12 protein-coding genes are annotated in these 13,148 nt (G+C 70.9%); 2 read left to right on the forward strand and 10 right to left on the reverse strand.

What is annotated here, in order from left to right:
• Positions 1-8: 8 nt before the first annotated feature.
• The 3 genes from MQC88_RS04815 to gltX form a co-directional block, all read right to left on the reverse strand.
• Positions 9-1,532 carry a hypothetical protein gene (locus MQC88_RS04815; protein ID WP_243319522.1) on the reverse strand — a complete coding sequence of 508 codons (1,524 nt, stop codon included), beginning with the start codon at positions 1,530-1,532 and terminating at the stop codon, positions 9-11.
• Between the two features lie 178 nt (positions 1,533-1,710).
• Entirely contained in the window at positions 1,711-2,196 is a 486-nt protein-coding gene (locus MQC88_RS04820; protein ID WP_243319523.1) for a transcriptional repressor, read from the reverse strand.
• A 140-nt stretch (positions 2,197-2,336) separates the two neighbouring features.
• Positions 2,337-3,734 (reverse strand): glutamate--tRNA ligase, encoded by a 1,398-nt coding sequence (gene gltX, locus MQC88_RS04825; RefSeq protein WP_243319525.1) that lies wholly within the window; start codon positions 3,732-3,734, stop codon positions 2,337-2,339.
• A 254-nt stretch (positions 3,735-3,988) separates the two neighbouring features.
• On the opposite strand from gltX, the gene lpxH reads away from it, so the two are divergent.
• Entirely contained in the window at positions 3,989-4,708 is a 720-nt protein-coding gene (gene lpxH / locus MQC88_RS04830; RefSeq protein ID WP_243320287.1) for a UDP-2,3-diacylglucosamine diphosphatase, read from the forward strand.
• Between the two features lie 112 nt (positions 4,709-4,820).
• Here the strand turns inward: lpxH and MQC88_RS04835 are convergent, their stop codons facing one another.
• The 7 genes from MQC88_RS04835 to serA all read right to left on the reverse strand — a co-directional run bounded on the left by MQC88_RS04835 (position 4,821) and on the right by serA (position 12,492).
• Complete coding sequence (locus MQC88_RS04835) at positions 4,821-5,624, reverse strand: ferritin-like domain-containing protein (protein ID WP_243319527.1); 804 nt, start codon at positions 5,622-5,624, stop codon at positions 4,821-4,823.
• Between the two features lie 17 nt (positions 5,625-5,641).
• Entirely contained in the window at positions 5,642-7,114 is a 1,473-nt protein-coding gene (gene purF, locus MQC88_RS04840) for an amidophosphoribosyltransferase (protein ID WP_243319529.1), read from the reverse strand.
• Between the two features lie 18 nt (positions 7,115-7,132).
• Positions 7,133-7,684, reverse strand: a complete 552-nt coding sequence (locus MQC88_RS04845; protein ID WP_243319531.1) for a CvpA family protein — start codon at positions 7,682-7,684, stop codon at positions 7,133-7,135.
• Between the two features lie 24 nt (positions 7,685-7,708).
• Positions 7,709-8,680 carry an SPOR domain-containing protein gene (locus tag MQC88_RS04850; RefSeq protein ID WP_243319532.1) on the reverse strand — a complete coding sequence of 324 codons (972 nt, stop codon included), beginning with the start codon at positions 8,678-8,680 and terminating at the stop codon, positions 7,709-7,711.
• Positions 8,681-8,954: 274 nt separating this feature from the next.
• On the reverse strand, positions 8,955-10,286 hold the full coding sequence (gene folC, locus MQC88_RS04855; protein WP_243319534.1) for a bifunctional tetrahydrofolate synthase/dihydrofolate synthase: 1,332 nt from the start codon (positions 10,284-10,286) through the stop codon (positions 8,955-8,957).
• The gene (locus MQC88_RS04860; RefSeq protein WP_243319536.1) at positions 10,283-10,927 is read right to left on the reverse strand and encodes a histidine phosphatase family protein; all 645 of its coding nucleotides are present in this window, start codon (positions 10,925-10,927) and stop codon (positions 10,283-10,285) included. The genes folC and MQC88_RS04860 overlap by 4 nt, the downstream gene beginning before the upstream one ends.
• On the reverse strand, positions 10,927-12,492 hold the full coding sequence (gene serA, locus MQC88_RS04865) for a phosphoglycerate dehydrogenase (RefSeq protein ID WP_243319537.1): 1,566 nt from the start codon (positions 12,490-12,492) through the stop codon (positions 10,927-10,929). The genes MQC88_RS04860 and serA overlap by 1 nt, the downstream gene beginning before the upstream one ends.
• Positions 12,493-12,717: 225 nt before the next feature.
• Here serA and MQC88_RS04870 point away from each other — a divergent pair, with 225 nt between their 5' ends.
• Positions 12,718-13,119 carry a DUF3224 domain-containing protein gene (locus MQC88_RS04870; protein ID WP_243319540.1) on the forward strand — a complete coding sequence of 134 codons (402 nt, stop codon included), beginning with the start codon at positions 12,718-12,720 and terminating at the stop codon, positions 13,117-13,119.
• The last annotated feature ends 29 nt before the right edge of the window (positions 13,120-13,148 follow it).

Genomic DNA, 13,148 nt, shown 5'->3' on the forward strand with positions numbered 1-13,148 from the left:
CCGAAGCTTCAGAACTTGTGCGCGCCATGCGCGCCGAGGCTGGTCTGGTATTGCAGGGTGACGGCGTTGTCGGACTCGTCCGCATTCGGCTTGTCGCGGCTGAGTTGCAGCCGCAGCAAGCTGAACTCGCTGTTGCGCCACGTCAGCTGCGCGCTGTGCCGCCAGGGGTCGAAGGCGCTGGCGAAGGGGCCGCCGTCGTCGGCCCACAGCTTGTCGTAGCGATAGCCCACGTCCCAGGTGCGGTTGAGGCGGTACACGCCCTCGAGGTAGGCGCCACGGCGCTGACCATTCCACGGCGCAGCGATTGCCGGATCGGCCGGATCGGCGAACGTGCCGTCGCGGTCGTCGAGGAAGTACTCGCCGCGCAGGGTGAGGCCGCCGTCCTTGAAGTTGCCTTGCGGCGCCCACTTCCAGGTACCGTCGGCGACATAGACGGTGGCGTTGCCGCTGAAGCCGTCTTCGCCAGCGTCGGTTTTCGACTTCAGCATCGAGACCCCGGCCAGCCATTCGTTCTCGCTGCCGACGTCGCCGCCGACGTGCGCGAACAGCGTGCGCGTGCCGAGGCCGCCGTGCTGGGCGCCGCCGCTGGGGAAGGCCTGGCCGCGGAACACTTCGCCCCCGAGTTCCAGGAACAGCGATGTCGGCGCGACCCAGCGCAACTGCACGCCGTCGTCGCCGTACTGGCTGCCGAGGAAGGCCTGGTAGGCAAGCGGCCGGTCGAAGAAATTGTCGGTGTGCGCGTGGTGGCTGTTGAGGTAGCCGATGTTGGAGAAGAAGCGGCCGGCGCGCAGGCTGAGGCCGCCCGGCAGCGCGGTGGTGTCGATGTAGGCCTCTTCGATGCCGAGGTGGTCCTCGCCGTCCTCGCTCTCCAGGGCCATGGTCACCTGGCCGTAGAACTTGTCGTCGATGTTGGCCGCGAACGAGACCTCGCTTTCGCCGAGCGAGAAACCGTTGGCGCCCGGGCCCGCCTCGCCGGCGAGCGGGAATCCGCTGCGCGCGTAGGCGTCGGGATCCAGCGAATGATGCGAGTAGCTGCCATTGAGGATGATGCTGATCGCCGGGTTGAAGGCGTTGGCGCCTCCGGCGCCGCCACTATCCGCGGGAGCCGCCAATCCGGCGGTGTCGTCGGCCTGGGCTGGGGCCGATGCCGTTTCGCCGGGCGTGGCCGCCAGTGCGTCGGTGTCGTCGCCCGGGTTGGCGGCCAGCGCTTCGAACGCGTCGGTCGCAGTGGGCGCCTGTGCCTGCGCGTCCGTCGCAACGGAAGCCGGCAGCATGGCCTGCTGCGCCAGCCTGATCTGCCGCAATTCGGTTTCCAACGCCTGGATGCGAGCCTCGAGCGCGGCGATGCGCTGTGTCTCGTCCTGCGCGGCTGCCTGGTGCCCGGCCTCTGCCTGGTGCCCGGCCTCTGCCTGGTGCCCGGCCTCTGCCTGGGCCTGGGCTTCTGCCTGGGCATGGGCCAGGGGCGACGCGCCGGCAAAGGCAGGTGTCGACAGCGCGACCAGCACGCACGCGCCGGGAAGCGACTTCCTCATGGCTGACCGCTCGGGGAAACTACAGGAAGTTATAACATAACACTTCGCATCCACCCCCCGGTCAACATGACCTTCGACCTGGCCGGGCCTGCCGCAATGGTCGCGCCGCCGACTGGCTTCGCCCCATTCGCGCGGGTCGAACGGATCCGCGCAGCGGATCAGGAGCGGAGGTCGCGGCTCAGCCGTTGCAGCGCGCGCAGAGCCCGTGCACTTCCAGGGTCTGCGCCTGCGGCACGAAGCCCAGGGCACGGGCACGCTCGTCGAGCGCGGCGACCACCTGCTCGTCCTCGAGCTCGACAGCGGAATGGCAGCGATCGCAGATCAGGAACGGCACCGAATGTTGCGCGGTGCTCGGATGGTGGCAGGCAACGAAGGCGTTGACCGACTCGAGCTTGTGGATGAAGCCGTTGGCGAGCAGGAAATCGAGCGCGCGATAGACCGTCGGTGGCGCGGCGGCGCCGGCCCCCTCACCTTCGCGCACCAGCTCGAGCAGGTCGTAGGCCTTGACCGGCCTGCCGGCTTCGGCGACCAGGCCCAGCACGCGCGCCCGGATCGGCGTCAGCCGCAACCCGCGCTGCTGGCAGGCCGATTCGACCGCGGCCACGAACGCATGCGCGTCGTCGACGTGGTGCTTGGGATCGATGCAGGCGTGCTTGTGGGCCATGGCCGGATGATGGTGGCGTGGGCGACCGGACTCAAGCCCGCAGCCCATCGCACGAGCGGCTTCAGCCGCGACGTGCCGACGGTCGCTGCGATCCGGATAGGTCGCGGCTGAAGCCGCTCCTACAGGAGCAGGGCAACCATTCAGCCGATCCGCGCGAGCGCCGCGTCGATCCGCCGCAGCGCCTCGTCCTGCCCGGCCAGGTAGACGGTATGGGCGATGTCGGGGCTGACCTGGGTGCCGGTGATCGCCACCCGCAGCGGCTGCGCGACCTTGCCCATGCCCAGGCCCAGCGCTTCGGCGGTCGCATGCAGCGCGGCACCGACGTTTTCCGCGCTCCACGCGGCAAGCGCCGCCAGGCGCCCGCGCGCATCGGCCAGCGGCGCATGCGCGGCGGCGGTGAGGTGCTTGGCGACCGCGGCGGCGTCGTACTGCGTGAGCGGCTGGTACCAGACCGCGGCGCGTTCGGCCATTTCCTTGAGCGTCTGCACGCGGTCGCGCAGCGCGACCACCACGTCCGCGGGCGCCGGACCGTGGTCGAGGTCGTAACCGGCGTGGCGCAGCTGCCATTCCAGGTGCCGGCCGACGGCGGCCGGGTCGTCGTTCTTCAGGTACTGCTGGTTGAGCCAGCCGAGCTTGGCCATGTCCAGCCGCGCCGCCTTGGCATTGACGTCCTTGAGGTCGAACAGCGACTGCATTTCGGCGATCGAGAACACTTCCTGGTCGCCGTGCGACCAGCCCAGCCGCACCAGGTAGTTGAGCAGCGCGTGCGGCAGGTAGCCGGCATCGCGGTACTGCATCACGTCGGCCGCGCCGGTGCGCTTGGACAGCTTGGCGCCCTCGGGATCCAGGATCATCGGCAGGTGCGCGAACGAAGGCACCGCCGCGCCGAGCGCCCGGTAGATGTTGATCTGGCGCGGCGTGTTGTTGACGTGGTCGTCGCCGCGCACCACGTCGGTGATCCGCATGTCGATGTCGTCCACCACCACCGCGAAGTTGTAGGTGGCGTAGCCGTCGGAGCGGAAGATGACGAGGTCGTCGAGCTCGGCGTTGGCGATCTCGATCCTGCCCTTGACCTTGTCGTCCCAGGCAACCGTGCCCTCGAGCGGATTGCGGAAGCGGATCACGCGGTTGGGATCATCGCGCCAGCCTGCGTCCTGCTCGCGATAGGCGCCGTTGTAGCGCGGCTTCTCCTGCGCCGCCATCGCCCTCTCGCGCATCGCCTCGAGTTCTTCCTTCGTCTCGTAGGCGTAGTACGCATGCCCGGACGCGACCAGTTGCTCGGCGACTTCGCGGTAACGGTCGAGGCGATGGGTCTGGTAGACCGGGCCCTCGTCGTAATCCAGGCCGAGCCAGTCCATCGCCTGCAGGATCGCGTCGATCGCGGCCTGGGTGCTGCGCTCGCGGTCGGTGTCCTCGATCCGCAGGATGAACTGGCCGCCGCGACGACGCGCTTCCAGCCAGCAATACAGGGCGGTGCGCGCGCCGCCGATGTGCAGGTAACCGGTGGGACTGGGGGCGAAACGGGTGCGGCAGGTCATTCGGCGGCCGGAAAGCGGATGGATGCGGCGATTTTACCGCGCCGCGGGCGGACCCGCCTGCGCCGTGGCCGCAACGCGCCGCCGCGCGCGATGCCATCCGCATGCCAACGGCATCCCTCGCTCATGCGCCTTACAATATCGGCAATGGCCACGCTCTTCAGTTCCGACCGCGCCGCGGCGACATGCCGACGCTTCGCTGGCACAACGCGCCGCAGCGCGCGACGACCTGTTCGCGCACCCTGGCCTGGGCGGCGATGACGACCCTTTTCATCTCCGATCTCCACCTGGACGCCGAACGTCCGGCGATCACCGAGCTGTTCGGCCGTTTCATCGACGGCGAGGCGCGTGGCGCGGACGCGTTGTACATCCTTGGCGACCTGTTCGAGGCCTGGGTCGGCGACGACGATCCCTCGCCCACCGGCGCCTTCGTCGCCGGAAAGCTGCGCGCCCTGGGCGACGCCGGCGTGCCGGTGCGTTTCATCCGCGGCAACCGCGACTTCCTGCTCGGCGACGATTTCGCGCGGCGCGCCGGCATGGCGATCCTGCCCGACCCGGCGGTGGTGATGCTGCATGGCAAGCCGGTGCTGCTGATGCACGGAGACCTGCTGTGCACCGACGACGGCGCCTACCAGCAGTTCCGGGCGCAGACCCGGGATCCGGCCTGGCAGGCACGATTCCTGGCGCAACCGCTGCCGGCGCGGATCGCGTTCGCGCAGCAGGCGCGCGCGGCCAGCCGTGCGCATCAGTCCGGATTGCAGTCGCGGGGCACGATGGAAGTGATCACGGACGTCGCCCCTGCCAGCGTCGAGGCCGCATTGCGGCGCTACGGCATCGACATGCTGATCCATGGCCATACGCACCGGCCGGCGATGCACGACGAGACAGCCGGCAGGCGCATCGTGCTTGGGGATTGGTATGAACAAGGCTCGGTGTTGCGGGTGGATGCCGGCGGCGCGAAGTTGTCGTCGTTGTAGGAGCGGCTTCTGTGGGAGCGGCTTCAGCCGCGAGCTTTTTGCCGATTGAACGATTGCCCGCCGGGAAAATGAGCTCGCGGCTGAAGCCGCTCCCACAAACAAAAAGGGCTCTTCAGGGCTGCAACTGCTCCAGCGCCGCAAGTTCGGCGTCGTCGAATCCCGCGGCGGTGCGCGCTTCGCGGTTGAACGGGCCGCGCAGGCTGCCACGCGCGTGTTCTGCCAGCAGTTCGCGAAACCGGGTACCGGGGTCCACGCCAGCGCGCTCGCAATGCCAGCGGAACCAGCGCGAACCAGCGGCGACATGCGCCACTTCCTCGCGCAGGATCAGTTCGAGGATGTCGGCGGTGGCGTCATCGCCAAGCTGGCGCAGCTTCACGATCATGCCCGGCGTCACGTCGAGGCCCCGCGCCTCCAGCACCCGCGGCACCAGCGCCATGCGCGCAAGGCCGTCGTGCGCGGTGCGTTCCGCCATTTCCCACAGTCCGTTGTGGGCGTCGAAGTCGCCGTAGTCGTGGCCGATCCGCTGCAGGCGTGACCGCAGCAGCGTGAAATGCCGCGCTTCGTCGGCGGCAACCGCCACCCAGTCGGCGTAATACGCGTCGGGCAGGCCACGGAAGCGATAGACGGCGTCCCATGCCAGGTCGATGGCGTTGAATTCGATGTGCGCGATCGCGTGCACGAAGCCGGCGCGGCCTTCCGGCGTACCGAACCCGCGCTGCGGCAATGCGCGCGCGGGCACCAGCCGCGGCCGTTCCGGGCGGCCCGGCATGCCGATCGGGGACGGCGGCGGCGCGTCGGCCGGGAGCCCCAGCTCGCCGCGCGCGAATGCCGCGGCGGTGGCGGCCGTCATCGCCACCTTGGCGTCCGGCGTCGCCGCGGCCAGGCAGGCGCGCGCAGCTTCGAGCAGGCTGTCCACCGCGCGCAGGCGCGCCGTCAGGACGCGCGCCGCGACTTCTTCGCCTCGTCCGAGCGCAGTTGCTCGATCCGCTCGAAGTACCCGGGTTCGATGCCGGTCACGTAGCTGCCGTTGAAGCACGACGAATCGAAGTGCTCGATCCGCTGCTTGGGCCCGGACACCGCCTCCTCGAGGTCGGCGAGGTCCTGGTAGACCAGCCAGTCGCAGCCCAGCAGCTGCTGGATTTCCTCTTCGCTGCGGCCGTGCGCGACCAGCTCCTCGACCGACGGCATGTCGATGCCGTAGATGTTGGGGTACCGCACCGGTGGCGCGGCGGAGGCCAGGTACACCTTCTTGGCGCCGGCGTCGCGCGCCATTTGCACGATTTGCCTGGAGGTGGTGCCGCGCACGATCGAATCGTCGACCAGCAGCACCACGCGGCCCTTGAATTCCAGTGGGATCGGATTGAGCTTGCGCTTGACCGACTTCGCGCGCTCGCCCTGCCCCGGCATGATGAAGGTGCGGCCGACGTAGCGGTTCTTGATGAAGCCCTCGCGGTACTTCACCCCGAGCACATTGGCGATTTCCAGCGCGGCATCGCGCGAGGTGTCGGGGATCGGGATCACCACGTCGATGTCGTGGTCCGGGCGCAGGCGCTGGATCTTCTCGCCGAGCTTGACGCCCATGCGCATGCGCGCCTTGTGCACCGAGATGTCGTCCATCATCGAGTCCGGGCGCGCGAAATACACGTACTCGAAGATGCACGGCGCATGCTGCTGCGGCGGCGCGCACTGGCGGGTGAACAGTTCCCCGCGCGGGGTGACCACCACGGCTTCGCCCGGGGCGACGTCGCGCAGCCGTTCGAAGCCGAGGATGTCGAGCGCGACCGACTCCGAGGCGACGATGTATTCGTCCTCGCCGCCGGGGGTGGCGCGCTTGCCCAGCACCAGCGGACGGATGCCGTGCGGGTCGCGGAACGCGACCAGGCCCAGGCCGAGCACCGTGCAGACCACGGCATAGCCGCCCCGTGCGCGGCGGTTGACGCCTTCGACCGCGCGGAACACCGAGTCCGGCGTCAGTGCCTTCTGGGTGTCGAGTTCGTGCGCGAACACGTTCAGCAGCACTTCCGAGTCGGACTCGGTGTTGACGTTGCGGCGGTCCTGCTCGAACACCTCGCGGCGCAGCGCGTCGGTGTTGATCAGGTTGCCGTTGTGCGCCAGCGCGATCCCGTACGGGGAGTTGACGTAGAACGGCTGTGCCTCGTCCAGCCCCTCCGAGCCCGCGGTCGGGTAGCGGCAGTGGGCGATGCCGACGCGGCCTTCGAGCAGGCGCATCGAGCGGGCGTCGAACACGTCGCGCACCAGCCCGTTGCCCTTGTGCACGCGCAGGTGGGTGCCGTCGGCGGTGGCGATGCCGGCCGCGTCCTGGCCGCGGTGCTGCAGCACGGTCAGGCCGTCGTACAACTGGGCCGCGACGTCCTGCGTCGCCACGATGCCTACGATGCCGCACATATCCGGAACTCCAGGGCGTCAGGCGCCCGGTTGCGGCAACGCCAGGGCGTCGCCGGTGTCGGTGGAATGCGGTTGCGAACCGCCGAAATCAACCCGCGCCGCGGCCCAGCCGGGCAGCCAGCCGCGCAACCATTGCGCACCCGGCAGCAGCACCGGCACCACCTGCGACTGGTGCCAGCCGGGCTCGCGCGGCAGGGTGGTGAAGCCCATCAGCAGCACCAGCAGGCAGGCGACGAAGCCGCCGCGAACCAGGCCCAGCGCGAAGCCGAGCGCGCGGTCCATGCCCGACAGCCCGACCGAATGCACCAGCTTGCGCACCATCCAGCCGACCACGCCGACGAACAGCAGCACGCCGAGGAAACTCAGGCCGTAGCCGGCCAGCAGCTGGCCGGCGCCCGGTTCCGCGCCGCCGGACAGCGCCAGCGCCACCCGGGCGCCGAAGCGGAACGCCGCCCAGCCCGCCAGTACCCACGCCAACAGCGAAGCGAGCACGCCAATGAAGCCGCGCACCAACCCCAGCAGGGTCGATGCACCGATCACTGCCAGCAGCAGCAGGTCGGTGGCGGTCATGGCGTCATCGGCACGGGCGCCTGGTCAGGGATGCGGGCGGACGATCCCGGCGACGCCGAGTTTCGCCTGCACCTGCGCCCGCAACTGCTCGGCTTCGGCACGACTGGCGACCGGGCCGATCCGCACCCGCGTCAGCGTGCCCTTGTCGGTCGCGACGGACTCGGTGAAGGCGCTGAAGCCGGCGGCTCGCGCCTTGTCGCGCAGTGTGGTCGCGTCTGCCGGCTTGCTGAATGCGGCCAGCTGCACGGCGAAGCCGGTGCCGGTGGCGGCGGCCGGCGGCGGCGTGGGCGCGGGAGCGGCCGGCTTCGGCGCGGCGGGAACCGGCTTGGCGGGCGCAACGGGCGCCGGTGGCGGCGCGACCACTTCGACATCGAGCACCACTACGCGCGCGTCGACGTCGTCACGGACGTGCGCCGCGCGCAGGCGCGCGGCCTCGGCTTCGGCGCGGGTCGCATAGGGCCCGATCCGCACCCGCTGCACCGCCTTGCCATCGACCTGCGCGGCTTCGCGGAAACCGGGCAGCTGCGAGGCGCGGAGCGAGGCGACCACTGCATCGGCCGCTGCGCTCGTGGTGAAACTGCCGAAGCTCACGGCGTAGTCGCCGCCAGCCGTGGGGGCCGGGAACATCTCGTGGTTGCCGGCGGCTGCGTCGCGATCGGCTGGCAGCGGCGTGCCAGCGGGGGGCGTAGCGGCATCCAGCGGCTCCGCGGTGCTGGCGCCGCCGGCATCGCTTTCCAACGGCACCGCCTGGCTGGCCGACGCCGCAGGTAGCGCGGCCTCCATCCCGACTGCGCCGCCATCGGGCGTGACGCCGGGCGTGACCAGCGGCAGGTCGCGGGTCTGGTAATCGCCCTGCGGGGCGTCGGGCATGGTCAACGGCACGTCGGACACGCCACTGTCGGGCGCCGGCCCCTGCACCAGCATCGGCAGGAAGATCACCGCCAGCGCGACCAGTACGGCGGCGCCGACGAGGCGCTGTTTCAGTCCGGGATCCATCGGCGCTCGGCAGGCTGCGGAAGGCGCGCGGATTATAACCGCGCCAGGTCTGAACTCGCCCAAGACGGAACCCCAACGCGTCGCCACGCGCTGCTAGACGCGCTTGCGGGCCGTTGGGGCGATTCAGCACCCGGACTACACCGCTCAAAAGAATCCCCAACCGGTCGCCACGTACTGAACGCGGTTGCAGGCGCGCAGGGACTGAACCCGCCCGGTGCTGATCTCCAACGCGTCGCCACGCGCTGCTGAACGCGCTTGCCGGAAACAGCGCGCCCTACGCTCGAGGCGGATCCAGTCCCGCTTCGCTCCGCAGCACCCTGAGCGCTGCCGCCGCCGTATGGAACGACCCGAACACCAGCACCCGGTCGCCCGCCCGTGCCCGTGCCAGCGCGGCCGCCAGTGCCGCAGGCACATCCGCATGCCGTTCGCCGTCGCCGGCCGCGCTCCCCTGGAGCCGCTGCGCGAACGCATCCACCGCAAGCCCGCGTGGCCCGGCTTCGACCAGCCCCGCCAGCAGCCAGTGATCGATGTCGTCGTCCAGCGCCGCCACGACGCCCGCCGCGTCCTTGTCGCCGAGCGCGGCAAACACCGCAAACGTTCGTCCCGTGGCCGGCGCCTGCCGCAACCAGGCCGCCAGTTCGCGCGCGGCCTGCGGGTTGTGGCCGACGTCGACCAGGATCTCGACGCCGTCGTGCCGGAACCGTTGCAGCCGCCCGGGCAATCGCGCGGCGGCCACACCCTCCACGATCGCGGATTTCGGCAATGGTGCGCCCAGCGCCCGCAGCGCCGCGATCGCCGTCGCCGCGTTGCGCAGTTGCGCGGGGGCCGCCAGCCGCGGCATCGGCAGTTCCAGCCGATAGCCGACCTCGCGCCAGCGCCAGGCGTGCGCGTCGAGCGCTTCGAAGAAGAAGTCGCAGTTGGCGCGGATCGCCGACGCACCGAGCGCATACGCGTGGCCGAGCACGCTCGACGGCGGATCGTCCTCGCCCAGCACCAGCGGTTTCCAGGCGCGCGCGATGCCGGCCTTCTCCAAGCCGATCGCCTCGCGGTCGTTGCCGAGCCAGTCGACGTGGTCGATGTCGACCGTGGTGACCACGGCAACGTCGGCATCGACCAGGTTGACCGCGTCCAGTCGCCCGCCGAGCCCTACTTCCAGCACCGCCAGGTCGAGCCGCGCGCGCTGGAACAACCACAGCGCGGCCAGCGTGCCGTATTCGAAATAGGTCAGCGCCACATCCCGATCATCCTGAGCTTGTCGAAGGGCGCGCGCCGCCTCGACCGCTTCGAACCCCGCCACCAGCGCCGCATCGTCGGCATCGCTGCCGTCGATCCGCACGCGCTCGTTGTACGCCAGCAGGTGCGGCGAGGTGTAGGCGCCGACGCGCCAGCCGGCCGCGCGCGCGATCGCCTCGATGAAGGCAACCGTCGAACCCTTGCCGTTGGTGCCGGCGACCGTGATGACCTTCCTGGCCGGGCGCCCGAGTTGCATGCGTTGCGCGACCGCGCGTACCCGCTCCAGGCCGAGCGCGATCGAGCGCGGGTGCTGGCGCTCGATGTAGGCCAGCCATTGCGCGAGGGATTTCGACCCGACATGCGGCGCGGTCATAGGGCGCGGTGCACCGCTTCGCCGAACAGCGCGGTGTGGTGGCTGCAGTCGTTGAGGCGGACGACATCCAGATGGTCGACGTCCGCACCTTCGAGCAGGTTGAGCGTGGTCGGCGCCTGGCGGAAGCGCCACAAGTGCGCCAGCGGCAGGCCCAGGATCCGGCACAGCAGCACGCGGTTGACGGCGTCGTGGGCGACCACCAGCAGGGTATCGCCGTCGCCAAGTCCGTCGCAGGCGCGCTGCAGCGCCGGCCAGGCGCGGTCGAGCACGTGCTGCAACGATTCGCCGCGCGGCATCAGCACCTCGTGCGGCGCGTGGCGCCAGGCAAGTGCACGCTCGGGGTCGCGTTCGTGGATCTCGCCGGCGAGCAGGCCTTCCCAGTCGCCGTGCGCGATTTCCATGAAGCCGTCGTCGCTGCCCAGCATCGCCGCGCGCGCTTCGCCCAACGCCAGTTCCGCGGTGCGTCGCGCGCGGGCCAGGGGCGAGGCGACGGCGCGGTCGATGCGCACCTCGCGCAGGCGCTGCCCGAGCGCGCGCGCCTGCGCCTCGCCGGTCGGCGACAGCGGGATGTCCTCCTGGCCCTGGTAGCGGCCTTCGGCGTTCCACGGGGTTTCGCCATGGCGGGCGAGCAGGATGCGCATCACAGCGCCTCCAGCGACAGCACCCCGGCGATGCCGCGCAACGCGACCAGTTGCGCGTCCGGCACCGCGCGATCGACGGTGATCGCCGCCAGCGCCTCGCCATCGCCTTTCGCGCCCAGCGAGAAGTTGACGATGTTGATGCCCGCGGCGCCCAGGTGCGAGCCGACCAGGCCGATGATCCCGGGGCGGTCGGCATTGCGCATCAGCAGCAGGTGCGATTGCGGGTCGAACTCGATCTCCACGCCGTCCAGGCGCACCACGCGCGGGCCGCGGTGCAGCGTCGCCTCGAGTTCGCGCACGGCGCCCTGCTCGTCCTCGATCCGCAGCTTGAGCAGGCGATCGAAGCCGTCGCCGTCGCCGCCCACGGTCTCGGCCACCACCAGGCCGCGCGCCGCGGCTTCCTGCAATGCGTTCACCGGCGTGACGCGCGTGGAAACGCCGCCGAGCAGCGATGCCACCAGCAACCGGGTCAGCGGGCGCGGGTCCAGCGACTCGCTGCGCCCGGCGTAGGTGATGTGCAGCCGCACCGGCGCAGGCAGCAGCCGCGCGGCGAGCTTGCCCAGCGCCGACATCAGCGGCATCCATGGGCCGACCTCGCGCGCGGCCTCGGCGGTCAGCGGCGGCAGGTTGACGCAGCCGGCGACCGCGCCGGTGGCGAAGTAGTCCAGCACCTGCCGCGCCAGGATCGTGCTCACCGCCTGCTGCGCCTCGCCGGTGGACGCGCCCAGGTGCGGCGTCAGCACCAGCTGCGGGTGCGCGCGCAGCGCCGAGTCGGCCGGGAGCGGCTCGGTGGCGAAGGTATCGAGCGCGGCGCCGGCCAGTTGCCCGGAATCCAGCGCATCGAGCAGCGCCGCCTCATCGACCAGGCCGCCGCGCGCGGCATTGACCAGGTAGGCGCCGCGCTTCATCAGCGCCAGCGTGCTCGCGTTGAGCAGGTGCGTCGTCTCCTTGGTGCGCGGCACATGCAGGGTGACCACGTCGGCCCAGGCCAGCAGTTCCTCCAGCGGCTTCAGCGGCACGCTGCCGTGCGCCGCGGCGGATGGCGGCAGGAAGGGGTCGTACGCAGCCACGTCCATGCCCAGCGCACGCGCCTTGCGCGCGACCGTGCCGCCGATGCGCCCGAGCCCGACCACGCCGAGCTTCTTGCCTTCCAGTTCGAAGCCGGTGAGGCCGGCCTTGGGCCACTGCCCCGCCTTCATGCCGGCGTCGGCGCGCGGCACGTGCCGCGCCAGCGCGAACAGCAGCGACAGCGCGTGCTCGGCTGCGGCCAGGGTGTTGCCGTCGGGCGCGTTCATCACCGCGATGCCGCGCGCGGTGGCGGCATCGACGTCGATGGTGTCCACGCCGGCGCCGGCGCGGCCGATCACCCGCAACGCCGTGGCCTGCGCCAGCGCGTCGGCGCCGATTGCGGTCGCCGAGCGCACCAGCAAGGCATCGACGCCATCGAGCGCACGCGCCAGTGCCCCGGGATCCTTGATAGGTTCGGAAACCGCGACGTCCCAGCCGGCGTCCCGGAACATCGCCAGGCCGTCCTCGTGGATGCCATCGCAAGCCAGCACTTTCATCGCATGCTCCTGTGGTGTGGGGACCACGGACACGCATGCCGCCGGCGGACGGGAAGCGCGCGCCACGGAGGCGTGGCGCGCAGGTCGCATCGGGAAACGGGGCCGGCAGGCATGGGAATCCGCGATGGCGCCAGCCTAGCAGACCGCGCTGCGCGCGCAAGCCGGGTGGCCGGCGGCGGCCGCCTGCGCCATCATCGGCGCCCACCACCGGCCCGGGAGCGCGGCATGCCACAGGCAAAGGGCGAGTTCGAGGTCAGGCGCAGCCTGGAGCCCGGCTGCGACATGGGCGACGGCGTCGAGGCCGGCCATTTCCGCTTCGACAAGCAGTTCAGCGGGCCACTGCGGGGCACCAGCGTGGTGCACATGCTGGCGGTGGGCACGCCGGTGGAGGGCTCTGCCGGGTATGTCGCAATCGAACGCCTGGCCGGCACCCTGGAGGGCCGCAGCGGCAGCTGCTTCCTGCAGCACAACGGGGTGATGGACCGCGGCGTGCCGACCCTGTCGCTGGCGGTCGTGCCCGACTCCGGCAGCGATGGCTGGGCCGGCCTGTGCGGGCGCATGGCCATCGACATCGTCGACGGCAGGCACTACTACACGTTCGACTACGGATTTCGCGACGCCGGCTGATCCCGGCGCCCAGGCAACGCGGTGAAAAC

The organism is Cognatiluteimonas sedimenti (assembly GCF_022808325.1).
Taxonomy (GTDB): Bacteria; Pseudomonadota; Gammaproteobacteria; order Xanthomonadales; family Xanthomonadaceae; genus Cognatiluteimonas; species Cognatiluteimonas sedimenti.

Coding starts and splice junctions, on each gene's coding strand:
- MQC88_RS04815 (WP_243319522.1), bottom strand. CDS start 1,532: ATGAGGAAGTCGCTTCCCGGCGCGTGCGTGCTGGTCGCGCTGTCGACA.
- MQC88_RS04820 (WP_243319523.1), bottom strand. CDS start 2,196: ATGGCCCACAAGCACGCCTGCATCGATCCCAAGCACCACGTCGACGAC.
- gltX (WP_243319525.1), bottom strand. CDS start 3,734: ATGACCTGCCGCACCCGTTTCGCCCCCAGTCCCACCGGTTACCTGCAC.
- lpxH (WP_243320287.1), top strand. CDS start 3,989: ATGACGACCCTTTTCATCTCCGATCTCCACCTGGACGCCGAACGTCCG.
- purF (WP_243319529.1), bottom strand. CDS start 7,114: ATGTGCGGCATCGTAGGCATCGTGGCGACGCAGGACGTCGCGGCCCAG.
- MQC88_RS04845 (WP_243319531.1), bottom strand. CDS start 7,684: ATGACCGCCACCGACCTGCTGCTGCTGGCAGTGATCGGTGCATCGACC.
- MQC88_RS04850 (WP_243319532.1), bottom strand. CDS start 8,680: ATGGATCCCGGACTGAAACAGCGCCTCGTCGGCGCCGCCGTACTGGTC.
- folC (WP_243319534.1), bottom strand. CDS start 10,286: ATGACCGCGCCGCATGTCGGGTCGAAATCCCTCGCGCAATGGCTGGCC.
- MQC88_RS04860 (WP_243319536.1), bottom strand. CDS start 10,927: ATGCGCATCCTGCTCGCCCGCCATGGCGAAACCCCGTGGAACGCCGAA.
- serA (WP_243319537.1), bottom strand. CDS start 12,492: ATGAAAGTGCTGGCTTGCGATGGCATCCACGAGGACGGCCTGGCGATG.
- MQC88_RS04870 (WP_243319540.1), top strand. CDS start 12,718: ATGCCACAGGCAAAGGGCGAGTTCGAGGTCAGGCGCAGCCTGGAGCCC.